This window comes from Streptomyces sp. MAR4 CNX-425, from assembly GCF_048656465.1.
GTDB lineage: Bacteria > Actinomycetota > Actinomycetes > Streptomycetales > Streptomycetaceae > Streptomyces.
This window is the reverse complement of record NZ_JBMDLF010000007.1, coordinates 76,463-101,904: the sequence shown is the minus strand read 5'-3', so window position 1 is coordinate 101,904 and position 25,442 is coordinate 76,463. Positions and strand designations below refer to the sequence as shown.

18 protein-coding genes, 1 other RNA gene and 2 pseudogenes are annotated in these 25,442 nt (G+C 75.1%); 10 read left to right on the top strand and 11 right to left on the bottom strand.

Annotated features, from left to right (window positions below; all coding sequences use genetic code 11):
• Window positions 1-61: 61 nt before the first annotated feature.
• A complete protein-coding gene (locus ACHZ99_RS20590) occupies window positions 62-409 on the top strand; it encodes a VOC family protein (RefSeq protein WP_420306387.1) in 348 nt (115 codons plus the stop codon).
• 11 nt (window positions 410-420) lie between these two features.
• On the opposite strand, the pseudogene ACHZ99_RS20585 reads toward ACHZ99_RS20590, so the two are convergent.
• Window positions 421-765, bottom strand: a pseudogene (locus ACHZ99_RS20585) (LysR substrate-binding domain-containing protein); the annotation flags it as partial.
• On the opposite strand from ACHZ99_RS20585, the pseudogene ACHZ99_RS20580 reads away from it, so the two are divergent.
• Window positions 760-1,515, top strand: a pseudogene (locus ACHZ99_RS20580) (MFS transporter); the annotation flags it as partial. The pseudogenes ACHZ99_RS20585 and ACHZ99_RS20580 overlap by 6 nt on opposite strands.
• Window positions 1,516-1,586: 71 nt before the next feature.
• Here the strand turns inward: ACHZ99_RS20580 and ACHZ99_RS20575 are convergent.
• On the bottom strand, window positions 1,587-1,847 hold the full coding sequence (locus ACHZ99_RS20575) for a YciI family protein (protein WP_420306136.1): 261 nt from the start codon (window positions 1,845-1,847) through the stop codon (window positions 1,587-1,589).
• A 23-nt stretch (window positions 1,848-1,870) separates the two neighbouring features.
• Here ACHZ99_RS20575 and ACHZ99_RS20570 point away from each other — a divergent pair, with 23 nt between their 5' ends.
• Together ACHZ99_RS20570 and ACHZ99_RS20565 are read left to right on the top strand one after the other, a co-directional pair.
• On the top strand, window positions 1,871-2,596 hold the full coding sequence (locus ACHZ99_RS20570; protein WP_420306135.1) for a Crp/Fnr family transcriptional regulator: 726 nt from the start codon (window positions 1,871-1,873) through the stop codon (window positions 2,594-2,596).
• A 132-nt stretch (window positions 2,597-2,728) separates the two neighbouring features.
• On the top strand, window positions 2,729-3,874 hold the full coding sequence (locus ACHZ99_RS20565) for a PP2C family protein-serine/threonine phosphatase (RefSeq protein ID WP_420306134.1): 1,146 nt from the start codon (window positions 2,729-2,731) through the stop codon (window positions 3,872-3,874).
• Between the two features lie 120 nt (window positions 3,875-3,994).
• Here the strand turns inward: ACHZ99_RS20565 and ssrA are convergent.
• From ssrA to ftsE, 5 genes are all read right to left on the bottom strand, one after another.
• Window positions 3,995-4,365: a transfer-messenger RNA gene (gene ssrA / locus ACHZ99_RS20560) on the bottom strand.
• Between the two features lie 98 nt (window positions 4,366-4,463).
• A complete protein-coding gene (smpB, locus tag ACHZ99_RS20555; protein WP_420306133.1) occupies window positions 4,464-4,943 on the bottom strand; it encodes an SsrA-binding protein SmpB in 480 nt (159 codons plus the stop codon).
• Window positions 4,944-4,960: 17 nt separating this feature from the next.
• The gene (locus ACHZ99_RS20550) at window positions 4,961-6,100 is read right to left on the bottom strand and encodes a S41 family peptidase (RefSeq protein ID WP_420306386.1); all 1,140 of its coding nucleotides are present in this window, start codon (window positions 6,098-6,100) and stop codon (window positions 4,961-4,963) included.
• 153 nt (window positions 6,101-6,253) lie between these two features.
• Window positions 6,254-7,165 (bottom strand): permease-like cell division protein FtsX, encoded by a 912-nt coding sequence (gene ftsX, locus ACHZ99_RS20545; RefSeq protein WP_420306132.1) that lies wholly within the window; start codon window positions 7,163-7,165, stop codon window positions 6,254-6,256.
• Between the two features lie 30 nt (window positions 7,166-7,195).
• The gene (ftsE, locus tag ACHZ99_RS20540) at window positions 7,196-7,885 is read right to left on the bottom strand and encodes a cell division ATP-binding protein FtsE (protein WP_420306131.1); all 690 of its coding nucleotides are present in this window, start codon (window positions 7,883-7,885) and stop codon (window positions 7,196-7,198) included.
• Window positions 7,886-8,101: 216 nt separating this feature from the next.
• Between ftsE and ACHZ99_RS20535 the strand changes: the two genes are divergently transcribed.
• Window positions 8,102-8,299 (top strand): hypothetical protein, encoded by a 198-nt coding sequence (locus ACHZ99_RS20535; RefSeq protein ID WP_420306130.1) that lies wholly within the window; start codon window positions 8,102-8,104, stop codon window positions 8,297-8,299.
• Window positions 8,300-8,474: 175 nt separating this feature from the next.
• Here ACHZ99_RS20535 and ACHZ99_RS20530 read toward each other — a convergent pair whose 3' ends face one another.
• The 4 genes from ACHZ99_RS20530 to ACHZ99_RS20515 all read right to left on the bottom strand — a co-directional run bounded on the left by ACHZ99_RS20530 (window position 8,475) and on the right by ACHZ99_RS20515 (window position 14,210).
• A complete protein-coding gene (locus ACHZ99_RS20530; RefSeq protein ID WP_420306129.1) occupies window positions 8,475-9,278 on the bottom strand; it encodes a hypothetical protein in 804 nt (267 codons plus the stop codon).
• A 297-nt stretch (window positions 9,279-9,575) separates the two neighbouring features.
• The gene (prfB, locus tag ACHZ99_RS20525) at window positions 9,576-10,697 is read right to left on the bottom strand and encodes a peptide chain release factor 2 (protein WP_420306128.1); all 1,122 of its coding nucleotides are present in this window, start codon (window positions 10,695-10,697) and stop codon (window positions 9,576-9,578) included.
• A 194-nt stretch (window positions 10,698-10,891) separates the two neighbouring features.
• A complete protein-coding gene (locus tag ACHZ99_RS20520; protein ID WP_420306127.1) occupies window positions 10,892-12,283 on the bottom strand; it encodes a serine/threonine-protein kinase in 1,392 nt (463 codons plus the stop codon).
• 145 nt (window positions 12,284-12,428) lie between these two features.
• Window positions 12,429-14,210, bottom strand: a complete 1,782-nt coding sequence (locus ACHZ99_RS20515; protein WP_420306385.1) for a serine/threonine-protein kinase — start codon at window positions 14,208-14,210, stop codon at window positions 12,429-12,431.
• A 537-nt stretch (window positions 14,211-14,747) separates the two neighbouring features.
• Here ACHZ99_RS20515 and ACHZ99_RS20510 point away from each other — a divergent pair.
• The 5 genes from ACHZ99_RS20510 to ACHZ99_RS20490 all read left to right on the top strand — a co-directional run bounded on the left by ACHZ99_RS20510 (window position 14,748) and on the right by ACHZ99_RS20490 (window position 25,431).
• Window positions 14,748-18,707 (top strand): FHA domain-containing protein, encoded by a 3,960-nt coding sequence (locus ACHZ99_RS20510; protein ID WP_420306384.1) that lies wholly within the window; start codon window positions 14,748-14,750, stop codon window positions 18,705-18,707.
• A 447-nt stretch (window positions 18,708-19,154) separates the two neighbouring features.
• Complete coding sequence (locus tag ACHZ99_RS20505; protein ID WP_420306126.1) at window positions 19,155-20,534, top strand: ABC transporter substrate-binding protein; 1,380 nt, start codon at window positions 19,155-19,157, stop codon at window positions 20,532-20,534.
• A 22-nt stretch (window positions 20,535-20,556) separates the two neighbouring features.
• Window positions 20,557-21,978, top strand: coding sequence for a carbohydrate ABC transporter permease (locus ACHZ99_RS20500; protein ID WP_420306125.1), 1,422 nt, complete (start codon window positions 20,557-20,559; stop codon window positions 21,976-21,978).
• Complete coding sequence (locus tag ACHZ99_RS20495) at window positions 21,975-22,901, top strand: carbohydrate ABC transporter permease (protein WP_420306124.1); 927 nt, start codon at window positions 21,975-21,977, stop codon at window positions 22,899-22,901. Before ACHZ99_RS20500 ends, ACHZ99_RS20495 begins: the two co-directional genes overlap by 4 nt.
• 154 nt (window positions 22,902-23,055) lie before the next feature.
• A complete protein-coding gene (locus ACHZ99_RS20490) occupies window positions 23,056-25,431 on the top strand; it encodes a bifunctional glycosyltransferase/CDP-glycerol:glycerophosphate glycerophosphotransferase (RefSeq protein WP_420306123.1) in 2,376 nt (791 codons plus the stop codon).
• Window positions 25,432-25,442 lie beyond the last annotated feature (11 nt).

Sequence of the window (25,442 nt, the reverse complement as noted above, 5' to 3'; positions counted from 1 at the left end):
GCTCCCGGATGGTCGGTACCAGGGGAAGTCACGAGCCACGACCAGGAAGCTGGTGGACCTCATGAACGTCGCGCGGGTACTCATGGTCGCCCCGGTACGCACCCTCGACACCGCCGTGGCCTGGTACGAACGGCTGCTGGGGCGGCCGGCGGACACCCGGCCGATGCCGTCGCTGGCCGACTGGCACCTCACGTCGGGCGGCTGGCTCCAGGTGTTCGAGGACCCCGGGCGGGCCGGTTCGACGCTGCTCAATCTGGAGGTGAGCGACCTCGACGCGGAACTCGCCGGGCTCGCGGGCCGAGGGCTGTCCGCGGGGCCGGTGCAGACCGGCGGCGTACGTACCCGGTTCGCCGCCCTGGACGACCCCGACGGCAACCGGGTCACCCTCCTGGAGAACCCGGTGGCCTGACGCGCCGGCGGCTACCCCGGCCGCTCCCCCGCCACCGCCGCCGCGAACGCCCGCACCCGGCCGTTCTCCCGGTCCCCCCGCCACACCAGCCCCAGCGCCGACTGCGGCAGCCCCGCCACCGGCACGTACGTCACGTCCCGCCGCCCCTGGTACTCCGACGTGGGCCGGCACAGCAGCATCACGCCCCGGTTCGCCGCCACCAGCGACAGCCCCTCCTGCAACGTGCCCACCGCCGGCCCCCGCGGCACCGGCGTGCCCGCCGGGGTGCGGGTCGGCGCCTGGGCCTCGCGCCAGTAGCCGGGGGCCGGGCGGGAGATCCCGACCAGCGACGTCGTCGCCAACTCCTCGGCGTCCAGGGTGTCGCCGTCGCCTCGGTGGTGGGCGTGCCGTCCGGTGCGTACCTCGGTGAACTGGTGGGCTGGCGCACGGCGTTCCTCGCCGTGGGCGGGCTCGCCGTGCTCGTCGCCACCGCCACGGCGGTGCTGCTGCCCCCGCTGCCCGCCGCCGAGGCGGTGGGGCTCGGCGGCGTGCTGCGGCTGTTCCGCAACGCCCGGGTGGCCACCGGGCTCGCGGTGGTGTTCCTGCTGGTGACGGGGCACTTCGCGGCGTACACGTACGTACGGCCCGTCCTGGAGGACGTCGCGGGCGTCGGGGCGTCGCTGATCGGCGCCCTCCTGCTGGCGTACGGCGTCGCCGGGATCGCCGGCAACTTCGCGGCCGGCGCCCGGGTGGGCCGGTCGCTGCGCGGCACCGTGCTGGTGATCGGCGCCACGCTGACCGGCTCGCTGCTGCTCGTGCCGCTGCTCGGGCGGTCGGCGGCGGGGGCGGCGGCCCTGCTGGTCGTGTGGGGGCTGGCCTACGGCGGCGTGTCCGTGAGCGCCCAGACGTGGCTGGGGCTGGCGGCGCCGGCGGCGCGGGAGGGCGCGACCTCGCTGTTCGTGGCCGTGTTCAACGGGGCCATCGCCCTGGGGGCCTTCACGGGCGGGCGGATGGTGGACGGGTTCGGCACCCGGTCGGTGCTGTGGCTGGGCGGTGCGCTGGCGCTGGGCGCCCTGGCGGTGACCCTGCTGGGGCGCGTACCGGCGGCGGACGGCGGGCGCCTGTAGCGGCACCGCCGCACCCGCCACCGCCGCCGACGTCCGGGAGCGCGGACGCGGGCGGCGGGCGGCGCGGGCGGTCAGGGGCCGACGACGGGGGCCCACTCCCGTACGCCCACGACCTCGACGCCGGGAGCGCGGTAGTACGGATCGTCGGCCATGATCGCGTCGAGCCGCTCACGGGTCGCGTCGAAGACGAGCAGGGCCCCGGAGTCGTCGGCCCAGGGGCCGGCGGCGCGGAGGGTGCCGTCGCGGTGGAGGCGGGCCAGCCGGTCGCGGTGCGCGGGCCGGGCGGCGAGGCGGGCGGGGTCGGGGGCGAAGCGCAGTTCGAGTACGAGCATGGGCCGACGGTACGGTCGGGGGCGTGAGGGGATCTGTATCGCCCGATACACGGCCGCCGGAGCCGGCCGGCGCGCGCGCCGAGCGCGCCCTCCGCGCCGTACCGCTGCTCCGCGGCCTGACCGCCGAGCGGCTGCGCGCCGTCCGGGACGGCTCCGTGCCGCGCCGGTACGCCGCCGGGGAGGTGCTGCGCGCCGCCGGGGAGCCGGCGGAGCGGCTGCTCCTGCTGCTCGACGGCCGGGTCGCCGCGACCGTCGTGTCCGCGGCCGGGCGGGTCGTCCGGGTCGGGGCGTGGCCGGGGCCGTGCGCGCTGGACAAGGTCGCGGTGATCGACGGCCGCGGCCACACCGCCACGTTCACCGCCCTCACCCCCTGCACCGTGCGCGCCCTGCCGCGCGCCGGGTTCCTCGCGCTCGTCGACGACGCCGCCGCCGTCCGCGGCCACGTCCTGCGGACCCTCGCAGCCCAGGCCCGCGAGCAGCAGACCCGCTTCACCGCGGCGGCGACCCTCCCCACGCCCGCCCGGCTCGCGGCCTGGCTGCTGGTGGAGGCCGCCCGCCTGCGCTCCGCCCGGGTCCCTCTCCCCGGTGGGCAGCAGCCCCTGGCGGACCAGCTCGGCGTCACCCGCGTCACCCTCAACCGCGCGCTGTCCGGACTGCGGCGGGACGGGGTGGTGACGTACGCGCGCGGCGAGGTGGAGATCGTCGCCCCGGAGCTGCTGGCGCTGCGCGCGGCGCCCGCGCCCCGCTGAGGGGCCGCCGCCCGGACCGCGGGGGTCCGGTCGCCCCGATCGGGCGGCGTGACCGGGTCCCGTACCCGGCCGTGACTTATCCTCGAACAATCCGGACATAAGCCTCATAAGCCAACTAAGGACGCCATCGCCATGCGACTCCCGCCGCGCGGCGGCCACCGCCGCGATGCCGCAGGCGACGGGACCGCCCCGCACCGCGCGTCCTCCGTCCCCCACGTCGTCTACCCCCTGCTGATCCTCGCCGCCGTCGCGATCGCCGACCTCGCCACCCCCGCCGGGCTGCCACTGGCGTCGCTGCTGGTCATCGCGCCCGTCGTGGCCGCGGCCACCACCTCCGTACCCGCCACCGTCGCGGTCTCCGCCGCCGCCGTCGCGCTGACCGCGGCGCTGAACCTCCACCACGGCATCTGGGGCGACTCCCGCGCCGACATGACCCTCGCGTCCCAGGGCGCGGTGGGCGTGGCCAGCATCGTGACGTCCGTCATCCGGCAGCGCCGCGAGACCAAGCTGAAGCAGGTCAGGTCGGTCGCCGAGGCCGCCCAGCGCGCGCTGCTGCGCCCCCCGCCGCCGCGGATCGACCGGCTCGCCGTGCGCAGCGTCTACCTCGCCGCCGAGGCCGAGGCACAGATCGGCGGCGACCTCTACGAGGCGCTCGCGACCCCGCACGGCGCGCGGGTGCTCATCGGCGACGTACGGGGGAAAGGGCTGCCGGCCGTCGGGGTCTCGGCGGTGCTGACCGGGTGCTTCCGGGAGGCCGCGTACCGGGAGCCGACGATCGGCGAGGTCGCCGGGCGCATGGAGGAGACCGCCGTACGGGAGATCGACCGCGACGACCCGGCGGAGGACTTCAGCGAGCGCTTCACCACCGCCCTGCTGGTGGAGATCCCGCCGGACGAGCCCGTCGCCCGCATCGTGCACCTGGGCCACCCGGAGCCGCTGCTCATCGGCGGCGGCATCGTCACCCGCCACCCGCCGGAGCGGCCGGGGGTCCCGGTCGGGCTGGGCGGGCTGGTCGGCACGCTGCCGGTGCCGCAGACGATCGACTTCCGCCCGGGCGACCGGCTGCTGCTGTACACGGACGGGTTCATCGAGGCCCGCGACGACAAGGGGGTCTACTTCCCCCTCGCGGACGCCGCGGCCCGCCACGCGGACCGCGACCTGGACGAGCTGGTCGCCGCCCTCCGCGCCGACCTCCTCCGCCACACCGGCCGCCAGCTCCCCGACGACGCGGCCCTCCTCGCCATCGAACGCCTCCCGGACAAACCCCCACCGCTGTAGCCCGCCCGGCGCGACACGACCGCACCCGGCGCGACAACCCGGCCCGGCCCGGCGCAGCCCGTACAAACGACGAAGGCGACGCCGCCCGCGCAAACCGCGGGCACACGTCGCCTCTCGTTCTCGTGGAGATGGCGGGAATCGAACCCGCGTCCAACGGTGCAGGGACAGGACTTCTCCGAGCGCAGTCCGCTTCGTTTTTCTCGGCCCCGGAGATCACGCGGACAAGTCTCCGACGGGCTCAGTCACTGTGGTTTGTCCCGCTACACCCCGTGACCGGGTCTAACGGTGGAGTCCCCTAGCTGATGCCAGGATCCGGGTCGGGAACAGCCCCGGGCTGACACTTCGCAAAGTCGCTGCTCAGGCAGCGAGGGCGAAGGAATCGCGCTTGGTGTTGGCGATTATTTGTTTCGGCCTGTGGTTAACGAGATCATGGCCGCTTCCTCGGCTCGCTTCCCCTGTTCCGACAGCCGCTGTCGAAACCGATCATCCCCATGTGGTGTTTTCAAGGTGCGCCGCCCCGGAGGACCGCTGCTGACATCGTAGTGGACAACACGGTGGCGTGCCACCGTATTCCCCTCGTCCGCGCAGGTCAGCCCCGGAACTTCCGCCGCGCCGCCGAGATCGCCCGCTGCGCCTCGCGCTTGTCCTGCTTCTCCCGCAGCGCCTGCCGCTTGTCGTACTCGCGCTTGCCCCGCGCCAGCGCGATCTCCACCTTCGCCCGCCCGTCCTTGAAGTACAGCGCGAGCGGCACGATCGTCAGCCCCGTCTCCTGCGTCTTGCCGATGAGCTTGTCGATCTCCGCCCGGTGCAGCAGCAGCTTCCGCTTGCGGCGCGCGGTGTGGTTCGTCCACGTGCCCTGGGAGTACTCGGGGATGTGGACGTTGTGCAGCCAGATCTCGCCGCCGTCCAGGTGCGCGAAGCCGTCGGCGAGGGAAGCCCGCCCCTGCCGCAGCGACTTGACCTCGGTGCCCGTCAGCACCAGCCCCGCCTCGTAGGTGTCGAGGATGAGGTAGTCATGCCGCGCCTTCTTGTTCTGCGCGATCAGCTTGCGACCCGTGTCTTTACCCATAGCCGGGCCATTGTCGCCTAGACGCCGCTCCCGAGGCCACTCAAAACCGTACGGGCCTCCTCCTCCGCGTCCCGGTCCGCGTCGGTGACCGCGAGGTCGAGGTCCGGGGTGACGCCGACGCCCTCCAGGCTGCGTCCGGCCGGGGTGCGGTACTCGCCGACCGTCAGCTCCGCGACCGAGCCGTCGGGCAGGGCCCGCGGCATCTGCACCGAGCCCTTGCCGAAGGTGCGGGTGCCGACGACGACCGCGCGGCCGCGGTCCTGCAACGCCCCGGCCAGCAGCTCCGCGGCGCTCATCGTGCCGCCGTCGACGAGGACGACCAGCGGCGTCTCGGTGTTGCCGCCGGGTTCCGCGTAGAGCGCCTGCTGGTGCCCGTCCAGGTCGTACGTCGCGACCACCCCGTCGTCGAGGAAGCCGGACGCGGCCTCGACCGCCTCGACGACCAGGCCGCCGGAGTTGCCCCGCAGGTCGAGGATGAGGCCGTCGCTGCCGCGGGCCGCGGCCTCGGACGCGGCCCGGCGCACGGCCGCGCCGCTGCCGCGGGTGAAGCTCTCCACCCGGATCACGGGGGCGGTGGTGCCGTCGAACGCGGGCTCGTCCGCCCGTACGGTCACGGGCTCGGTGCTCAGCTCCACCCGGCGCACGGGCCGGGTCCAGCGCCGCTCGCCGCGCTGGAGCGCGAGCACCACCGTGCTTCCGCGCGCCCCCTCGCCGAGCCGCTCGCCGCGCAGCAGCGCGACGACCTCGGTGACGGGGCGGCCCGCGACCGGGGTGCCGTCGACGGCCCGCAGGGTGTCGCCGGTGCGGATGCCGGCCGCGGCGGCCGGGCTGTCCGCGCCGACCTGGGAGACCTCCATCCGGCCGGCCCGGTCGGTCTTGATCCACAGCCCGACGCCGACGTACTTGCCCGCCAGCATCCGCTGCACCGACGCGTACTCGCGCGCGCTGTACGCCGTCGACCAGCGGTCTCCGCTGCGGCTGACCAGGTCGTCGGCGTCGCCCGCGGACGCGGCGGTGCCGCCCTCGCCGGCCCGCGGGTCGTGGCCGTACGGCGGGTCCTCGGCGACGTGGCCGGTGAGCACCCGGGGCGCACGCGGCGCCTCGCCGGGCAGGGACCCGGTGGCGGCGCCGGTGGCCAGGACGCTGACGAAGACCAACGTCAGGGAGGCCCCGCGGCGGAAGGCGCTGCGGGGCCGGTCACAGTCAGACGAGCCCGACATGCCGCTGAGTGTAGGACAGCGACGGGTGCCGTATGGGGAGTTGGCCCCGCCACGGCACGCACGTGGCCTACGCCACACCCACCCCGATTGTCAGACCTTGAGGTACTTGCGCAGCGCGAAGAAGGCGGCGATACCCGGCATGAGCAGGCCGATCGCGACGACGAGCGGCAGCACCCGGATCACTTCGTCCCAGCCGATGAAGTTGATCAACAGGATCTTGTCGGCAAGCCAGTTGTCGATCAGGAAGTGCTTGCCGCCGACCAGCAGCACCGCCGCGAAACCGGCTCCGATCAGGCCCGCGACCGCGGCCTCGACGATGAACGGCAGCTGGATGTAGACGCTGGACGCGCCCACCAGCCGCATGATCCCGGTCTCCCGCCTTCGGCTGAACGCCGACACCCGCACGGTGTTGACGATCAGCATGATCGCCACCACGAGCATCAGCGCCATCACGCCGATCGCCGCGTACGTCATGCCGTTGAGCAGGTTGAACAGGCTCTCCAGCACGTTGCGCTGGTCCTGCACCTCCTGCACCCCCGGTCTGTCGGCGAAGGCGCTGGTGATGACCTCGTACTTCTCCGGGTCCTTCAGCTTGACGCGGAACGACTCCTGCATCTGGTCCGGCGTGAGGGAGGAGGCCAGCGGGGAGTCGCCGAACTGCTCCTTGTAGTGCTTGTACGCCTCTTCGCTGGACTCGTAGTGGACGCTCTCGACGATGTCCAGCTGGTTCAGGTCGTCCTGGATCTCCTTCTTCTGCTCCGCCGTCACCGCGCCCTTCTCGCAGTTGGGCGAGGTCTCGGCGTCCACTTCATTGCAGAAGAAGATGGAGACGTTGACCTTGTCGTACCAGTAGCCCTTCATGGTGTCGACCTGCTTGCCCATGAGCCAGGAGGCTCCGAACAGGGCCAGCGACAGGGCCACGGAGACGATCACCGCGAAGGTCATCGTCAGGTTGCGGCGGAGACCGACACCGATCTCCGAGAAGACGAACTGGGCGCGCATGCCCGTCCTTTCAGCTCCGGGGGCAGCAGCTCAGTGCTGGTATCCGTACACACCGCGCGACTGGTCGCGCACCAGCCGCCCCAGCTCAAGTTCGATGACGCGCCGGCGCATCTGGTCGACGATCTGCTGATCATGCGTGGCCATGATCACTGTGGTTCCGGTCCTGTTGATGCGGTCGAGAAGCTTCATGATGCCGACCGAGGTCTGCGGGTCGAGGTTGCCCGTCGGCTCGTCCGCGATGAGCAGCATCGGGCGGTTGACGAACGCCCGGGCGACGGCGACGCGCTGCTGCTCGCCGCCGGACAGCTCGCCGGGCATGCGGTCGCCCTTGCCGGTCAGGCCCACGAGGTCGAGCACCTCCGGGACCGTCTTGCGGATCTGGCCGCGCGGCTTGCCGATCACTTCCAGGGCGAACGCGACGTTCTCGGCGACCGTCTTGTTCGGCAGGAGCCGGAAGTCCTGGAAGACCGTGCCCAGCTGGCGGCGCATGTGCGGCACCTTCCAGTTGGACAGCCGGGCGAGATCCTTGCCGAGCACGTGCACCTGACCGTGGGTGGTCCGCTCCTCGCGCAGGATGAGCCGCAGGAAGGTGGACTTGCCGGAGCCGGAGGACCCCACGAGGAACACGAACTCACCGCGCTCGATCTCCAGCGAGACGTCCTGGAGCGCGGGTCGGTTCTGCTTGGGGTACATCTTGGTGACGTTGTCGAATCGGATCACGCTGGGCTCCCTGTCGCGGTCGCAGGTGACCTTACGCGAAGGCCCAGGGGGCGCGCAGTCAGCGTGGGTGGTTGGTGCGTTTCGTCACGGACAAACCGCCCGCTGTCACCGCGGGGATCCGGTGACCCGCGCCGAATCGGGCCGGACCTGGCACAGTGGTAGGTGGAGGGGTGCGATCAACGGGGCCGGGGAGAGCGAAACGGGAGGAGGAAGCACATGACACGCGACTGGCTGGTCTGCGCGAACTGTGCGGGACCCGTGAGCGAGGGCCGTTGTCCCGTCTGCCGGGCGAGCAGGGAGCGCATGCGCCAGGAAGGCGGCTGGCACGGCGTGCCGGCAGCCACGGTGTGGATACTGCTGGCGCTGCTGGCGGCCGTGGCGGCGGTGCTGTTCCTCCAGCAGCGGACGGCGTGACCGAGAGGTCCGGAACCCTCGCGAATGTGACGCGTATCACATCCTTGTGAGCGAATGCGCGGTGACCCACCGCTACGTGCGGCCGCGCACCACACGACGACAGCACACCGAAGGGCCCGGAGCGGGATCGCTCCGGGCCCTTCGTCTCGCCGTGACGGCGCGGGCGTGCCTGCGGTCAGGCAGCCGCGCCCTCGTTGCGGGTCATCAGGCGCGGCAGCAGCCGGAAGCCGACGCCGCCCGCGATGATGCTGGCGGCACCCACGAGCAGGTACGTGGTGCCGCTGGAACCGGTGTCGGCGAGCTCGTCCTGCGGCTTGCTGTCGCCGGCCGGGGAGGGCTCGCTGCCGCCGGAGGTCGACTCGGTCTGGCAGATGACGCTGTCGTCGTCCAGCTCGCAGTCGCTGTCGCCGCCGGTGCCGCCGGTGGTCTGCTGGCCGCCCGTGCCGCCGGTGGTCTGCTGACCGCCGTCGTCGCCGGACCCGCCGTCGTCGCCCGAACCACCGTCGTCGGCGCCGCCGTCGGTCGTGGTCTCGCCGGTCGTCTCACCGGTGGTCTCGCCGGTCGTCTCGCCCGTGGTCTCACCGGTCGTTTCGCCGGTGGTCTCGCCGGTCGTCTCGCCCGTGGTCTCACCGGTGGTCTCGCCGGTCGTTTCGCCGGTGGTCTCACCGGTCGTCTCGCCCGTCGTCTCGCCCGTGGTCTCACCGGTCGTTTCGCCGGTGGTCTCACCGGTCGTCTCGCCGGTCGTCGCGCCCTCGTCGACGCCCCCCGGGCCGACGGTGTCGCTACCGTCGGTGTCGCTGCCGTCTGTGCCACCACCGCCGCTGATGGCGTTGATCTCGATCCCGAGGCCCTGGCCACCGCTGTCGCCACCGTCGTCGCCGGTGGCCTGGGCGGCGCCGGCCGCAGCAAGCGAGGCGCCGCCGGCGATCAGCGCGCTGGCGGCGACCCGCGCCACCCTCACACGCACCTTGTTCGTCATTGCTCGCTACCCCCAGTAGCCGTACTCGTCAGTGGGTTGGCGTCGGTACGGGGGCTGTTCGCGGCGGGTCTGAAATCCCCCCTGAGTCACACGAACCCCACACACCTACAAAGCTCGGCGGCAAGCCTCTCCGGTATTCGGTGGAGCGTCAAGCGAGTTGAGACGGGGTTGTACCTTTTTCCGGCCATTGTCCGGGCCAAGTGGTGCACGACTGTGACACTCACAAGGACCGCGGTCAGCCCTGCAATTGAACCGGAAGGAGCAGGTCCGTAACCGGCCGCCGCGCCCCGGCCGGAATCAGCTCTCCGCGTCCGCCTGCTCCTGCTGCTTGCGCCAGCGGATGCCCGCCTCCAGGAAGCCGTCGATCTCGCCGTCGAGCACCGCGTGCGGGTTTCCCACCTCGTGCTCCGTGCGCAGGTCCTTGACCATCTGGTACGGCTGTAGCACGTACGACCGCATCTGGTTGCCCCACGAGCCGGCGCTGTCTCCCTTGAGCGCGTTCAGCTTCGCCTGCTCCTCCTCCTTGCGCTTGGCGAGCAGGCGGGCCTGGAGCACGCGCATGGCGGCGGCGCGGTTCTGGATCTGCGACTTCTCGTTCTGGCAGGAGACGACGATGCCGGTCGGCAGGTGCGTGATCCGGATCGCGGAGTCCGTGGTGTTCACGGATTGCCCGCCGGGCCCGGAGGAGCGGAAGACGTCGATCCGGATCTCGTTCTCCGGGATGTCGATGTGGTCGGTCTGCTCCACGACGGGCAGCACCTCGACCCCCGCGAAGGACGTCTGGCGGCGGCCCTGGTTGTCGTACGGGGAGATGCGCACCATGCGGTGCGTCCCCTGCTCGACGGAGAGGGTCCCGTACGCGTACGGCGCCTTGACGGCGAAGGTCGTCGACTTGATGCCGGCCTCCTCCGCGTACGAGGTGTCCAGCACCTCCGTCGCATAGCCCTTGTGCTCGGCCCAGCGCAGATACATGCGCTGCAACTGCTCGGCGAAGTCCGCGGCGTCCACGCCGCCCGCCTCCGCCCGGATGTTGACCATCGCCTCGCGCTGGTCGTACTCCCCGGAGAGCAGCGTGCGCACCTCCAGCTCCTCGACCGCGCGGCGGACGTCGGACAGCTCGCCCTCGGCCTCGCGCTGCGCGTCGGCGTCGCCCTCGCTCTCGGCGAGCTCGAAGAGGACTTCGAGGTCGTCGATCCGGCCGCGCAGCTCCTCGGTCCTGCGCAACTGGCCCTGGAGGTAGGAGAGCCGGCTGGTGACCTGCTGCGCGTTCTCGGGGTCGTCCCAGAGAGTGGGCGCCGCGGCCTCCTCCTCCAGCGCGGCGATGGTGGCCCTCAGCTTGTCGAGGTCGAGGACGGCCTCGATGGAGTCCATGCTGGAGCTGAGGGCTTTGAGCGATTCGGATACGTCAGGTGCTGCCACCCCACCAGCGTACCGCTGGATACGGCAGCTACCTGTGGCGCGTGCACGGGGATGCCGTATCCGCGGCTGCGCCCGGCGTACGGGGCCGGGGGTAGGGGGGCGCGGGTGCGGGGCGCGGGGCGCGCGGGGACGGCGACGCGTACGGGCCTGCGCGCGTACGGCGCACGCACGCGTACGCGCGCGGTCCCCGCGTCCTACGGCTCCGAGGTGGCGGAGCGGTCGCCGCCTCCGCCGCCGTCCCCGCCGCCGTCGCCGCCGCCGGACGCGGCCAGCCAGCCGCCGACGCCCGCGACCGCGACGACGGCCGCCGCCACCGTGATCTTGAGCCGGTTCGCGCGCGTCGTGCCCGTGCGGGCGGCGCGGGCCGAGCCCGGCCGCGGCTGGCCGGCCAGCCGCGGCACGCGCGCGGTGCCGCGGGCGCCGCCGGACAGCTCCTCGGCGCTGGGCATGCGCATGCTCGTGTGGGTGTCCCGGTTGGAGTCCGGCGCGGCGGACCGCACCAGCGGCACCGAGCCGCGCAGCGGCCGCCCGCCGGCCCCGGTGACACCCGGCTCGCCGGCCGTGGCCAGGGTGGCCGCCGGGGACGCCGCCCGGTCCGCGCCGAGCCGCATCGTGCGCGGCGAGCCGTGCGCCCCCGCCCCGTCCCCGTCGTCCGTCCCGTCCGCCCCGTCCGCCGACTCCTCCACGTCCAGCTGCGGCAGCCCCTCCAGATCCGGCTGGATCTCGCGCAGCCGGGCGGCCAGCTCCACGGCCCGCAGCCGCGACGCCGGCGCCTTCGCGAGGCACTGCAACAGCAGCTCCCACAGCTCGTCGGGGATGCCGGGCAGCGGCGCGACGGTCTCCGTCACGTGCCGCCGCAGCACGGCGCCGGGGTGGCCACCGCCGAAGGGCGTGAACCCGGCCAGCAGCTCGTAGAGCACGGTGGCCAGGGCGTAGATGTCGACGGCCGCGCGCGCCGGCAGGCCCTCGACGATCTCGGGGGCGACGTAGTCGGGGGTGCCGATGACGCGGCGCTGGGTCGGCACCCGGGTGCCCGCGGCGGTGCCGCCGCGCCCGCGGGGGGCGGGGGGAGGGTGCGGCGCGCGGCCGGGCGCGTCGATGAGCTTGGCCACGCCGAAGTCGGTGAGCAGCGCGGGGGGCGCGCCGCCGGCGCCGGCGGGGGCGTCGGAGTCCAGCAGGACGTTCTCGGGCTTGACGTCGCGGTGTACGAGGCCCGCCGCGTGCGCGGCGGCGAGCGCCTCGGCCACGTCGGCGGCGATGGCGACGGCGGCCTGCGGGAGGAGCCGGCGCTCGCGCTCCAGCCGGGTGCGCAGGTCCGTACCGCGGACGAGGTCCATGACGAGCGCGAGGTCGCGGCCGTCGACGACGAGGTCGCGGACGCCGACCACGCGCGCGTGGTCGAGGCTCATCAGCGCGGTGCGCTCCTGGAGGAAGCGCTCGACCAGCTCCCGGTCCTCGGCCAGGTCCTCCCGGAGCAGCTTGATGGCGACCGGCCCGTCCGGGCCGTCGCCGAGCCACACCGTGCCCGCGCTGCCGCGTCCGATCACCTGATGGGCGGCGTATCGGCTGCCGATTCTGCGTGCCATGACGACAAAGCTACGCGGCGACGCGCGCGTTGGGTGCGTCTCCGGCCCGGAAACCCCCCGTGGGTGTCGACTTGTCGGCATGCTCACAGGCCAGGAGGCGTCCTGGGCCCGTCCCCGGGGGGGGTGCCGGTCCGTCGCCCCCCGGCTACTGGCCCGGGGCCTGGGTGGCGTCCTTGAGGTCGTCGAGACCCTTCTGCGCGTCCTGGAGGTCGTTGACGCCCTCGTCGATGGTGTCCTTCGTCTTCTCGGCGTCGTCGGCGGCGTCGTTGAAGTCCGCGATCCAGTCCTTGAGGTCGGTGGCCCAGTCGCTGAGCTGGTCCCAGAAGCCCTTGCCGTCCGCGATCCAGTCCTGGACCGGGGTCAGCTCCCAGATCAGCCACGAGCCGACGACCAGGATGAGCACCGTGAACAGGCAGCCCTTCAGACAGCCGAGCCCCGGGATGCGCATCGGGTTCGCGCTGCGCCGCCGCTCCCGCGGCGGCTGCTGCGGCGGCGGCGCGGGCGGCTGCGGGCGGGGCTCGTAGCGCTGGGGCTGCGGCTCGTAGCGCTGCGGGGGCGGCTCGCGGCGGGCCGGCGGGGCGGCGTACGCCTCGGGCGGCGGCTGCCGCCGCTGGACGCGCCGCGGCGGGCGGCGGCGCAGCGGGTCCTCGCTGGGGTCCACATAGCCGATCTGCTGGGTCTGCTCGCCGCGGTCGCGGGCGGCGCGCATCTGGGTCTCCCAGGGGTGCGGGCCCTCCGGCTGCGGCGGCCCCTCGGTGACGGGCATCACCCGGGTGCCGTCCTCGGACCCGGGGGCGCCGCCCGGGCCGCCGGGGCCGGACTGGCCGTGCGCGGCGGCCGCGCCCGCGGCGCCGGCGGCGCCCGCCCCGCCGGCGGGCAGGACGCTGGTGGCGGCGTTCGGGTCGTACGAGCCCGGCTGCCCGGGGGCGCCGCCGCTGCCGCCGGGGAGGATCTGCGTGGGGTCGGCCGCGCCCGCGCCGCTGCCCGGCACCTGCGCCGGGTGCGGGTCGGCGGCGAGCAGCGCCGCGACGCCGAGGGCGGCGGTCGCCTGCTCCGGGGTGGCGCCGGCGCCGATGCCCGCGGCGACGGTGCGCAGCCCGCGGGCCAGGCTCTCGGCGCTGGGCCGTTCGTCGGGGTTCTTGCGCAGGCAGGACTGGACGACGGTCCACATCGGGTCGGGCATGCCGGGCGGGCGCTGGGCCTCCTGGCTGAGGTGCTGGTGGAGCACTTCCAGGGCGGAGTTGCCGCCGAAGGGCGGACGGCCGGTCAGCAGTTCGTACAGCAGGATGCCGGCGCCGTAGACGTCCACGGCGGAGGTCTGCGGGCGGCCCTCGGCGGACTCGGGGGCCACGTACGCGGGTGTGCCCACGAACTCGTGCGTGCGCGTCAGGCCCGGGGAGTCCGCGAGCCGGGCGATGCCGAAGTCGGTGAGCATCGGGTGCATCCGGCCGGTGCCGTCGGGCTCCGTGCCGCCGGCGAGCAGCACGTTCGCGGGCTTGAGGTCGCGGTGGACGATGCCGTCGGCGTGGCTGGCGGCCAGCGCGTCCGCGATCTGGGCGGTCAGCAGGGCGGCGCCGACGGGCGAGAACGGGCCGTTCTCGCGGAGGTAGCGGTGCAGGTCGGGGCCGTCCACGAGGTCCATGACGAGGGCCAGCAGATCGCCCTCGACGACGAGGTCGCGGGTGCGGACGATGTTCGGGTGGGTGAGGCGGAGGAGCGCCGAGCGCTCGCGCAGGAACCGCATCACCACGTCGGCGTCGCCTGCCAGCTCCTCCTTGAGGACCTTGATGGCGACCACCTCGCCGGGGCTGCCCGCCACGGCGGCTTCCGCCCCCGCCGTCTCGCGCTGGCGGCCACGCCACACGGTGCCCGTGGCGCCGCGCCCGAGCGGCTCTTCGAGGAGGTACTTGCTGCCTACCGGCCGCACGTCATGCGCTCCCTGGTCGTGGTCGTTCCTGCCGGCCCGCGGACCGGTCAGTCCGGGCGCCATCCGCACCACTCTAGCGGCGCGGCCGGGGCGCGGGTCGGGCCGCCGGGGGCGGGCCCGGCTCCGCCTCGGGCCACCGGTTTTCCGGAGGGCCCCCGTCCTGTTCGCCTGCTTCTGTGCGCCCTTCCGTACGCGCTTTCCGTGCCCCCGTCCGTGCGCGCCCGTGTGCTGTTCCGGACGCCGTACCCGTTCGCGGCGCCCGCTCACCTCCGCCGTACGAGCGGATCGCCCGTACGCGGCCGTTTCGTGACGCCAGTTCGAAGAAAAGACGTCAACCCCCCGGTCCGTGGTTGCCCCCCGAGGGCGACGAAAGCGACAGCGGCGGTCGGGAACGGCCGTTTTCCGGTCGGAACCAGGACGGGAAGCGGCCATACAAGATCCACCAACACCGGTCCCCGAGCGGGTTGTCGGTAGGAGATGGGAATATGACTGCTGCCCTCGAATCGGCCCTGCCCAGGGAAGGGAGCGGTGACCGGCATGCAGATCCGGCTGACCGTCCAGGCGACGCGCGGCGGTGCCGCCGCCCGCGGTCGCGATGTGATCGTCACCGCCCCTGCCGGTACGACACTGGGCGCCGTGGCCGGCGGACTGCTCGACGCCGCGGCGGCCGCCGCCTCGGGCGGCGGCGGCACGGCGAGCGGCACCGGCGGCGCGGGCGTTCCGGTGTACGCGGGCCAGCGGCTCCTGGACCCGGACCGCACGCTGCTCGGCGAGCCCCCGCTGGTGGACGGCGCGGTGCTGAGCCTCGGCGGCCCGGCGGACCCGGGCCACGGCCAGCCGCCGGAGGGGGACGCGGCGGCGGTCACCAGCCTGCGGGTGGTGGCGGGCCCGGACGCGGGCGGGGTCCATCTGCTGCACGGCGGCCAGATCCGGATCGGCAGATCGGCGGACGCCGACGTTCCGCTGGACGATCCGGACGTCTCGCGGCTGCACTGCGCGCTGACGGTCGCGGCGGACGGCCGGATCACGGTGGCGGATCTGGGTTCCACGAACGGGACGACGATCGACGGCCGGGCGGTGGGGCGCACGCCGGTGCCGCTGGCGGGCGGCGCGGTGCTGCGGGTGGGCGAGTCGGCCCTGCGGATCACGGCGGGGGCGGGGGCGGGAGCGGGGGAGGACGTCCGGGTTCCGGAGCAGCGCCGGTCGCCGGAGGAGGGTTCGACGACGAGCGGGCTGGGCAGCGCCTGGCCGGCGGGCGGCGGCCCGGAGCACGGAGGTACGGGTCCCGGGGGGACGGGCGCCGGTACGGAGGGCGCGCGGGGCGGCCGGGCCGCGGACCCGGCGCGGGGCCACGGGGACCCGGCCCGGCCCGGAGCGGAGCACCTGGCCGCCGGCGCGGACGGCGGGGGCGGGGCGGGCGCGCGGCACGGCTACGCCGACGGCGCGGGGCGCCAGGACCCCGGTCCGGGCGCCGCGGGCGGCCCGGCCGCGGCCGACGCCGGCGACGGCGACCGGCGGGAAGGCGCCGACCGGGGCGGACGCCCGGCAGCGGACGACGGCGGCGGACGCGCGGCTCCCCGCCGGGCCGCGGCGGACGGCCGGGGGCCGCACGGTGCCGCGCGGGCGCGCGGCCGCGCGCGCGGCGAAGGCGAGGAGGACCGGGAGCCGTACACCGCCGCGCCGGCCAGGCGCGGTACGCCTACGCGCGGCACCGTCGTGCCGCCGGAGCTGCGCCCGGGCGGCGGCGCCGCAGGGGCGGCCCGGCGCGGGGAAGCCTCCCCCGTACCGCAGCCGCCGCGGCGCGGGATCCGGGCGTGGGCGCGCCGGCTCGGCGCGGGGCGGGAGGAGGCCGCGGCGCCGGAAGCGGAGGCCGCGGCGGAGCCGCGCACCGACCCCGCGTCCCCCGGGGCGGCCGCGCTGGACGACCGCTACCCGGACGCCGCCGCCATCCTGGTCGCGGCCCTCGCCAACGAGGCCGCGTACCGGCCGGGCTTCAGCGCCGCCCCGACCGGCACGGGCGGCACGACCCACGCCTCCTACGCCTACGCCCCGGGCGGCGGCGCACCGGCCCACCACCCCGCGCACCCCGGCGACACCCTGCCCCCGGTCGGCACGTCCCCGTACCCGGGCGCGGCAGCGGGTCCCCCGGGCCCCGGCCCGGCCGGCAGCGCGCCCGGGTCCCCGCACCCCGGCGACACCGCACACCCCGGCGACACCCCACCCGCCGCGCCGCACCCCACCGGCCCGTCCCCGGACCCCGCCACCGGCGGCGCCGACGGGCTCGTCTTCCGGCGGGGGCACGCGCACTCCGACGCGCTCGTGCTGCGCCTCGGCACCGAGTTCCGCGCCGGCGGCGGCACCGCGCCCGTGACCGTCGACCTGCGGCGCGCCGGGTCGCTCGCGCTCGCCGGCCCGCGGCCCCGGCTCGCCGGGCTCGCGCGCTCCGTCGTGGCCCAGCTGGCCGCCCTGCACGCGCCCGACGCCCTCGAACTGGTGGTGATCTCCGCCGACCCGGCCCGCCCGCCCGAGACCCGCGTCGGGGACTGGTCGTGGGCCGGCTGGCTCCCGCACGTACGGCCGCGGCAGGGCCAGGACTGCCGCCTGCTGCTCGCGTACGACCGCGAGCAGGCCGCCGCCCGCGTCGCCGAGTTGCAGCGGCGGCTGGAGCAGCCGGCGGCCGCCCCCCGCAGCGTGGTCGTCGTCGACGGCGACCCCGGTACGGGCACCGTCCGCGACGCCGTCGCCCGGCTCGCCGAGGACGGCCCCGCCGCCGGTGTGCACGTCGTCTGCCTCGCCGAGACCACGCCCGCCACCCCCGCCTCGCCGCTGACCGCGACGTACGCCGCGGCCTGCGAGGCGACCCCCGGGTTCGCCGCGTGCGGCGCGGTGGCGCTGCTCAGCGGCGACGTCGCCACCGGGCTGCGGCTCCTGCTGCGCCCGGCGCAGCCCCCGCCGGCGCCGGCGCCGCCGTCCCCGGGCGCCGCCCCGGCACCGACGCGGGCCCCCGCCGCGGACCCGCCCCCCGGCGCCGCCCCGGCCTCCCCCGCGACCGCCTACGGAACGGGCCGCGCCCACCTCCGCGACGACGGCCTCCCCCCGCCCGGCGGACCGGCGGCGGGCAGCGGCTGGTTCGCCGTCGCCGCCTCCGGGCAGGGGGCCGGCGGACCGGCCGGGACGGTCGACGCCGTGTCGGCGGCCTGGGCGGAGCGGCTCGCCCGCGCCCTCGCCCCGTACGGCGAACGCGACGACGCCGACGGCGCCCACCCCGCCCGCCGCGGCGGCGCCCTCCCCGGGGCCGTACGCCTGCTGGACGAGCTGGACCTGGCCCGCGCCACGCCCACCGCGCTCACCGCCCGCTGGCTGGAGTCCCGCGCCGGCGACCCGCGTGTCGGCGCCGTGCTCGGGACGGGCCCCGCCGGGCGGCTCGCGGCCGACCTCGCCGCCGGGCCGCTGGCGGTCGAGGGGGCGGCGCGGGGCGGCAAGTCGGAGCTGCTGCGCTCGTTCGCCGCCGCGCTGGCCGCCGGGGAGCCGCCGGAGCGGCTCCAGCTGGTGCTGGTCGACGGCGCGGGGCGGGAGCGCGGCGACGCGCTCGGGGCGGCGGCGGACCTGCCGCACGTCTCGGGGTATCTGGTGGCGTCCGACCCGGTGCGGATGCGGGAGTTCGCGCAGGAGCTGGGCGCGGAGTTCAAGCGCCGGGCCGCGCGGTACGCCCCGGAGGGCGAGCCGGCGCCGCCGGGCCCGGCGATCCCCGGACCGCGCTCCGGAGCCGGGCCGCGGCCGGGCGGCGCGGCGGACGTCCAGGCGCCGCAGAGCAACACCCTCCGGCTGCGCCCCCGGGCCGGCGAGGAGCCGGAGACGGGGGCCGGTGGCTCGGCCGCCCACCCCGCCGGTGCCGCGCCGCCGGCCGGCACCCCGGGGGGCGGCACGCCGCCCGGCACGGCCGGACCGGCGGCCGGCGCCCAGCCGGGCGCCCGCACCGGTCCCGGCACCACGCCCGCCGTCGTCCTGCTCGTCGACGACTTCGACGCCCTCGTCGCCCCCGCCCTCGGCAGCCCCGCGCGGCCCGCCGCCGGGTCGGTCGTCCGCGTCGTCGAGGCCATCGCCCGCGACGGCGGCCCGCTCGGCATGCACCTCGTCACGGCCTCCGCGCGGCCCGGGGCGACGTCCGCCACCGCCGCCGTCTCCGGCGCCGCGCACCACGTCGTGCTCGGCGGCGACGACGTGCCGCCCGGGCGCGGGCTGCTGTGCCGCGCCGGGGCGGAGCCGGTGCCGTTCCAGGCGGCCCGGGTCACCGGCCGGATCCCCCGTACGGCGACCGCCCGGCCCACCGTCGTCCCGCTGGAGTGGGCCCGTATGGGCTCGCCCCCGACCAGCCGCCCCCTGCGCGAACTCGGCAACGGCCCCACGGACCTCGCCCTGCTCGCCAGCGCCCTCCAGCGCGCCGCGGGCTCGGCCGCCGCCACCCCGGCGGACGGCACCCGCACACCGTCCCCGTAGCCCCATCCGCTACGCCCCACTCACCCCATCCGCCCCACCCCTCCCCCCGGCAACAAACTGCCATCCCGCACCTCCCGTCGCCGCCGTCGGTCCGCCGCCCCGCGCCCGCGCCGCCGCGCCCGCGCCTGCCCCGCGTCCGTTCCGCGCTCCCCGGTGCCGCTCCCCAACTCCCCTGCCACCAGCGCGTTTTCCACCCCGAGCAGACCCAACTCCGCACCGCACGGCCTCACACACAGCCCCTCCGCAGTCACGGAGTGGTCACGAAACGGCCGTTGACCGGGTTTGCGGAGGGAGCGCTATTGCGGGCCCGCCGGTCCGGGCGTAGGACATACTCCACAGCAATTCGCACCGGTCGACGGGACACCGGTACACGGCACAGACCTTGCGGGGCAGGTCTGCGCCGGCGTGGGACAACCCCATCTGCCCCGCGTTCCTGGGGAGGCTGGGATGCGCAGTTCGCTGCAGACACTGCAGCACGTGAGAGTCGTGCGGACCGCGGTGGCGTTCATCGCCGCCGGCGCGCTCGCCGTGACCGCCGCCGGGTGCGGCGACGACGGCGACGACAGCGGCGGCGGGGGCGGGCAGACGGACAAGTCCGGTGCCGGCGTCAAGCTGCCGAATCTGGACGGCGAGTCGCTGCGCGTCGGCGCCGTGTGGACGGGGCCCGAGCAGGAGAACTTCGAGAAGGTCGTCGACGGCTTCGAGGAACAGACCGGCGCCACGGTGGAGTACGTGCCGACCGGCGACAACGTCGCGTCCTTCGTGCGCACCCAGGTCGCCGGCGGCGAGCCGCCGGACGTCGTGTTCGCGCCGCAGGTGGGCGTGTTGCAGGAGTTCGTCAAGGAGGGCTGGGCGAAGCCGCTCAACGCGGCCGCGAAGAAGGAGCTGGCCAAGAACTTCTCGCAGGGCTGGCAGGACCTGGGCGCGGTGGACGGCGAGCAGTACGGCGTGTACGCGAAGGCCGCCAACAAGTCCCTGATCTGGTACAACACCATGGCCTTCGAGAACGCGGGCGCCCAGGAGCCGAAGGACTGGCAGGGCTTTGTGGAGACCGCGCAGCTTATCTCCGACTCCGGCGTGCCGCCGGTGGCGGTCGGCGGCGCGGACGGCTGGACGCTTACCGACTGGTTCGAGAACATCTATCTCTCCCAGGCGGGCCCGGAGAAGTACGACCAGCTCGCGGCGCACGAGATCCCGTGGACCGACAAGTCGGTGACGGACGCGCTGACCACCCTCGGCGAGCTGTTCGGCAACGACGCGCTGATCGCGGGCGGCAACGAGAAGGCGACGAAGATGGCCTTCCCGGACTCGGCGACCGCCCCGTTCGCCGACCTGGAGAACCCGAAGGCCGCGATGGTCTTCGAGGCCGACTTCGTCGGCGCGTTCGTCAACGAGACCGACGCGCAGGTCGGCCAGGACGCGAAGGTCTTCCCGTTCCCGGCGGTGGGCGCGGACTCGCCGGTGGTCACCGGCGGCGACGCGGCCGTGACGCTGACCGGCTCGAAGGGCGCGCAGGCGCTGCTGACGTACCTGGCCGGCACCGAGGCGGCCGAGACGTGGGCGGAGCCGGGCGGTTTCATCTCGCCGAACAAGAACATGGACATGTCGTGGTACCCGAACGACGTGCAGCGCGAGATCGCGCAGGCGCTCGTCGACGCCGGCGACGACTTCCGCTTCGACATGTCCGACCAGGCCCCCGCCGACTTCGGCGGCACCGAGGGCAAGGGCGAGTGGAAGGCGCTCCAGGACTTCCTGGCCGATCCGAAGGACGTCGAGGGCGCGCAGCAGGCCCTGGAGAAGGCCGCCGCCGCGGCCTACGAGAAGTGACGGACGGGGCGGGGAGACCCTGATGCCGACCTCGTCCGCGGGGGGTGCGGCGGACTCCGCCGCGCCCTCCCCCCTCGGCCCGCCGGGCCGTACGCCGCCCGGGGAGCCGGGCGCACCGGGCAAGCCGGGTACGCCGGACGGCCCGCCGCCGCGCCGGCGGTCGGTGGTACGGACGAAGAGCCCGGTCGCGCTCTGCTTCCTGCTGCCGGCCGTGATCCTGCTCGGCGCCCTGGTGCTGTATCCGATCGTGTACTCGGTCTACCGCAGCCTCTTCGGCGTCTCCGGCAGCGACTTCGTCGGCCTGGACAACTACACCGAGCTGTTCAGCGACGACCACATGCGCACCGCGCTGCGCAACAACCTCATCTGGGTGCTCGTCGCGCCCGCGGTCTGCACGGCGCTGGGCCTGATCTTCGCGGTCCTCACCGAGAAGGTGCGGTGGGGCACGGCGTTCAAGATGGTCGTCTTCATGCCGATGGCGATCTCGATGCTGGCGGCGGGCGTCATCTTCAGCCTCGTCTACCAGAACGACCCGGAGCGCGGCGCCGCGAACGCGGCGTGGACGACGATCCACGACACGTTCACCGACCCCGCGCCCTGGCCGGGCGCCCGCCCGCGCCCGAACGACGACCTCAAGGGGCCGGACGACGGCCCGTTCACCTCGGACGCCACCGTCAGCGCCGGGCAGCCGGCGCTGCTGCCGCTGGTCGCCGTCAAGCCGCAGGACGCGGCGGGCGAGCAGCCCGCCGCCGAGCCGCGGACCGGCGGCGACGGGATCAACGGCACGGTGTGGCTGGACTTCAAGCCCGGCGGCGGCGAGCCGAACGTCGTCGACCGCGGCGAGAAGGCGCTGAAGGACATCAAGGTCGAGGCGGTCAAGGGCGGCGAGGTCGTCGCCTCGGCCACCACGGCCGCCGACGGTACGTTCACGCTGCCCGCCGCGGCGGACGGCGCCCAGCTCCGGCTGCCCGCGTCGAACTTCGCGGAGGCGTACGGCGGCGTCGACTGGCTCGGCCCGTCCCTGGTGACGCCGGCGGTGATCGCGGCGTACGTGTGGATGTGGGCCGGCTTCGCGATGGTGCTGATCGCCGCGGGGCTCGCGTCGGTGCCGCGCGAGCTGATGGAGGCGGCGCGGGTGGACGGCGCCAACGAGTGGCAGGTGTTCCGGCGCATCACGGTGCCGGTGCTGGCGCCGGTGCTCGCGGTCGTGCTCGTGACGCTGATGATCAACGTGCTGAAGATCTTCGACCTCGTCTACATCATCGTGCCGAGCGCCCGGCTGGAGGACGGGAACGTGCTGGCCGTCGAGCTGTTCCAGCAGGCGTTCTCCGGCACCGAGCCCGACCTGGGCATGGGCAGCGCGATCTCCGTCGTGCTGCTGCTCCTCGTCATCCCCGTGATGATCTTCAATATCCGCCGCCTGCGAAAGGAGTCCGGCCGATGACCACCGCTGCAGCGGCGGAGACCGCACCGAAGCCGGAACCGCGGGAGGCGAAGAAGGGCGGGGAGCCGGCGAAGGAGTCCCTCGCCTCCCGCATCGGGCGGTACGCGGGCGGCGGCGCGGTCCGGGCGTTTCTCGTCATCGTGGCGTTCCTGTGGCTGAGCCCGACGGTGGGGCTGCTGCTGTCGTCGTTCCGGGACCCGTCGGACATCGCGACGTCCGGCTGGTGGAAGGTCTTCGGCGATCCGGGGCAGCTGACCACGGACACGTACGACGCGCTCTTCGGCAACGAGGACGTGATGGGCGCGCTGCCGACGACGATCTGGATCACCGTGCCGTCCACGGTGCTGGTCGTGGTCCTCGGCTCGCTGGCGGCCTACGCCTTCGCGTGGATGGACTTCCCCGGCCGGGACTGGGTGTTCCTGGCGGTGGTGGGGCTGCTGGTGGTGCCGGTGCAGGTGGCGCTGATCCCGGTCGCGTCGCTGTACCGGGACCTGAACCTGTTCCACACGATCACGGGCGTGGTGCTCTTCCACACCGCGTTCGGGCTGCCGTTCGCCGTCTTCCTGCTGCGGAACTTCTTCGCGGAGATCCCGCGGGAGCTGCTGGAGGCGGCGCGTATCGACGGGGCGGGCGAGCTGCGGCTGTTCTTCCGCGTCGTGATGCCGCTGGGCGGGCCGGCGATCGCGGCGCTGAGCATCTTCCAGTTCCTGTGGGTGTGGAACGACATGCTGGTGGCCCTGGTCTTCGCCGACCCGGGCAAGCCGCCGCTGACGGTGGCGGTGCAGCAGCAGACGCGGCAGTTCGACAGCAACATCGAGCTGATCGCGTCCGGCGCCTTCATCTCGATGATCATTCCGCTGGTCGTGTTCTTCGCCTTCCAGCGGCAGTTCGTGTCGGGCGTGATGGCGGGCGCGGTGAAGTAGGGACGTACGCTCCGAGCCGATACGGCCGTCCGGGTGGTTCACCCGGGCGGCCGTACTGTCGTACGGCCGGGCGCGTGGGGCCGCCGTTACGGTGGCGGATACCAGAAATAAGGACATTCCGACCAGCGGACTGTCCTGCCGCCCGCCCAGGGATGTGTCCGTGCCCCGGTTCAGCGTCATCGTCCCCGCCTACAGGGTCCAGGCGTATCTCGACGAGTGCCTGGAGTCCGTGCTCTCCCAGTCCTTCACGGACGTGGAGGTCATCGCGGTCGACGACTGCTCCCCCGACCTCTGCGGCGAGATCGCCGACGGCGCCGCCGCCCGCGACCCGCGGCTGACCGCCGTCCACCTCACCGCCAACGTCGGCCTCGGCCGCGCCCGCAACGCCGGCCTGGAGCGCGCCACCGGCGACTACGTCCTCTTCCTCGACGGCGACGACACCCTCGTCCCCGGCGCGCTCCAGGCGATCGCCGACCGGCTCGCCGCCACCGCCGACCCCGACGTCCTCGTCTACGACTACGCCCGCATCTACTGGCACGGCCGCCACACCCGCAACGTACGCGCCGAGCTGCTCGCGGAGCGCGAGCCGCAGGTCTTCCGGCTGGAGGAGCGGCCGGAGCTGCTGCGGCTGCTGATGGTGGTGTGGAACAAGGCGTACCGGCGGGACTTCGTCGCCGCCCAGGGCCTCAGCTTCCCGCCCGGCTACTACGAGGACACGCCGTGGACGTACCCCGCGCTGCTGTCCGCGGAGCGGATCGCGGTGCTGGACCGGGTGTGCGTGCACTACCGGCAGCGGCGGTCCGGCAACATCCTGGGCACGCCGGGCGAAGGGCACCTGGACATCTTCGAGCAGTACGACAGGGTGTTCGCGTTCCTCGACGCGCGGCGGCTGGACCGGTGGCGGCCGGTGCTGTTCGGGCGGATGGTGGACCACCTGACGGCGATCTTCAACGTGGGCGAGCGGGTGCCGCGGCACCGGCGCGCGGAGTTCTTCCGGCGGGCGCGGGCGCGGTACGCGCGGTACGGGCCGGGGGCGGCGGCGGTACGGCGGGCGGCGGGCGCGCGGGCGGCCGGGGCCGCCGTCGGGTCAGCCGCCGGGGCCGTCGTCGGGGTACGGGCCGGGGGCGGCGGACGGGCCGGCGGCGGACGGACCGGGGGCGTGCGGGTCCGGGTCCGGCACCTGCTCGTGCGCCTCGGCACCCGGCGGGCGTTCCAGCTCCTCGGCACCGCCGGCCGCCTCCTCACCCGTACCCGCGACGTCGCCGCCCGCGCCGCCCGCCGCACCCGCACCGGCTGCGGCCGGCTCTACTACCGCCTCCAGCGCCGCCTGCCCCTCGACCCGCACCTGGCGGTCTTCGCCGCGTACTGGTACCGCGGCTACTCCTGCAACCCCGCCGCCCTCGAAGCCAAGGCCCGCGAGCTGGTGCCCGGCCTCGCGACCGCGTGGATCGCCCGCCCCGGCTACGCGCACACCGTGCCGCCCGGCGTCCGGGTCCTGCGCCCCGGCTCGCGCGCCTGCCACCGCGCCCTGGCGCGCGCCACGTACCTCGTCAACAACGTCAACTTCCCGCAGTACGTGGTCAAGCGCCGCGGCCAGATCCACGTGCAGACCCACCACGGCACACCGCTGAAGAAGATGGGCCTGGACCTCGCCGACCACCCGGCGGGCGCGGCGGGCATGGACTTCGAGGCGCTGATGACCCGCGTCGACCGCTGGGACTACAGCCTCTCCGCCAACCGCCACTCCACCCTGGCCTGGAGCCGCGCCTACCCCGCCGACCACACCACCCTGGAGTACGGCTACCCGCGCAACGACGCGCTCGCCGGCGCGTCCGCGGGGGCGCCCGCGCGCGCCGCGCTGCGCGCCCGGCTCGGCATCCCCGAGGGCGCCACCGCCGTCCTGTACGCCCCCACGCACCGCGACTACCTCCCCGGCCACGTCGCGCCGCTCGACCTCGGCGCCCTCGCCCGCGCGCTGCGCGAGCGCGGCGCGCACGTCGTCCTGCTCGCCCGCGCGCACTACCTCCACGACGCCGCGCCCGCCGGCACCCCGCCCGCCGGGGTACTCGACGTCACCGCGCACCCCTCGCTCACCGAGCTGTGCCTCGCCTCCGACGCGCTGCTCACGGACTACTCCTCCGTGATGTTCGACTACGCCCTGCTCGGCCGCCCCATCGTCATCCACGCCGCCGACTGGGACGCGTACCGGCTGGCGCGCGGCACGTACTTCGACCTCACCGCCGACCCGCCCGGCCCGGTCTGCCGCACCGTCGGCGAACTCGCCGACGCCCTCGCCGGCGGCGGCACCCCCCAGGCCACGCCCCCGCCCGCCGCCGCGGAGCTGCTCGCCGGCTTCCGGCGGCGCTTCTGCCCGTACGACGACGGGCACGCCGCCGAGCGCGTGGTGCGGCACGTCTTCCTCGGCCAGGTCGACCGCCCGCCGGTGCCGGGGCACCGGGCGCCGCCGGGCGGGGGCGCGGCCCGCGGGGTGCCGCGGCCGGCGGGCAGTGCGGTGCCGCACGGCGAGTGAGGGCGGGGCGG

What these genes read in the sequence shown, in the direction of transcription:
- ACHZ99_RS20590 (WP_420306387.1), top strand. Translation starts at nt 62, where the DNA reads ATGAACGTCGCGCGGGTACTCATGGTCGCCCCGGTACGCACCCTCGAC.
- ACHZ99_RS20575 (WP_420306136.1), bottom strand. Translation starts at nt 1,847, where the DNA reads ATGCTCGTACTCGAACTGCGCTTCGCCCCCGACCCCGCCCGCCTCGCC.
- ACHZ99_RS20565 (WP_420306134.1), top strand. Translation starts at nt 2,729, where the DNA reads ATGCGACTCCCGCCGCGCGGCGGCCACCGCCGCGATGCCGCAGGCGAC.
- smpB (WP_420306133.1), bottom strand. Translation starts at nt 4,943, where the DNA reads ATGGGTAAAGACACGGGTCGCAAGCTGATCGCGCAGAACAAGAAGGCG.
- ftsX (WP_420306132.1), bottom strand. Translation starts at nt 7,165, where the DNA reads ATGCGCGCCCAGTTCGTCTTCTCGGAGATCGGTGTCGGTCTCCGCCGC.
- ACHZ99_RS20535 (WP_420306130.1), top strand. Translation starts at nt 8,102, where the DNA reads ATGACACGCGACTGGCTGGTCTGCGCGAACTGTGCGGGACCCGTGAGC.
- ACHZ99_RS20530 (WP_420306129.1), bottom strand. Translation starts at nt 9,278, where the DNA reads ATGACGAACAAGGTGCGTGTGAGGGTGGCGCGGGTCGCCGCCAGCGCG.
- ACHZ99_RS20520 (WP_420306127.1), bottom strand. Translation starts at nt 12,283, where the DNA reads ATGGCACGCAGAATCGGCAGCCGATACGCCGCCCATCAGGTGATCGGA.
- ACHZ99_RS20510 (WP_420306384.1), top strand. Translation starts at nt 14,748, where the DNA reads ATGCAGATCCGGCTGACCGTCCAGGCGACGCGCGGCGGTGCCGCCGCC.
- ACHZ99_RS20505 (WP_420306126.1), top strand. Translation starts at nt 19,155, where the DNA reads ATGCGCAGTTCGCTGCAGACACTGCAGCACGTGAGAGTCGTGCGGACC.
- ACHZ99_RS20500 (WP_420306125.1), top strand. Translation starts at nt 20,557, where the DNA reads ATGCCGACCTCGTCCGCGGGGGGTGCGGCGGACTCCGCCGCGCCCTCC.
- ACHZ99_RS20495 (WP_420306124.1), top strand. Translation starts at nt 21,975, where the DNA reads ATGACCACCGCTGCAGCGGCGGAGACCGCACCGAAGCCGGAACCGCGG.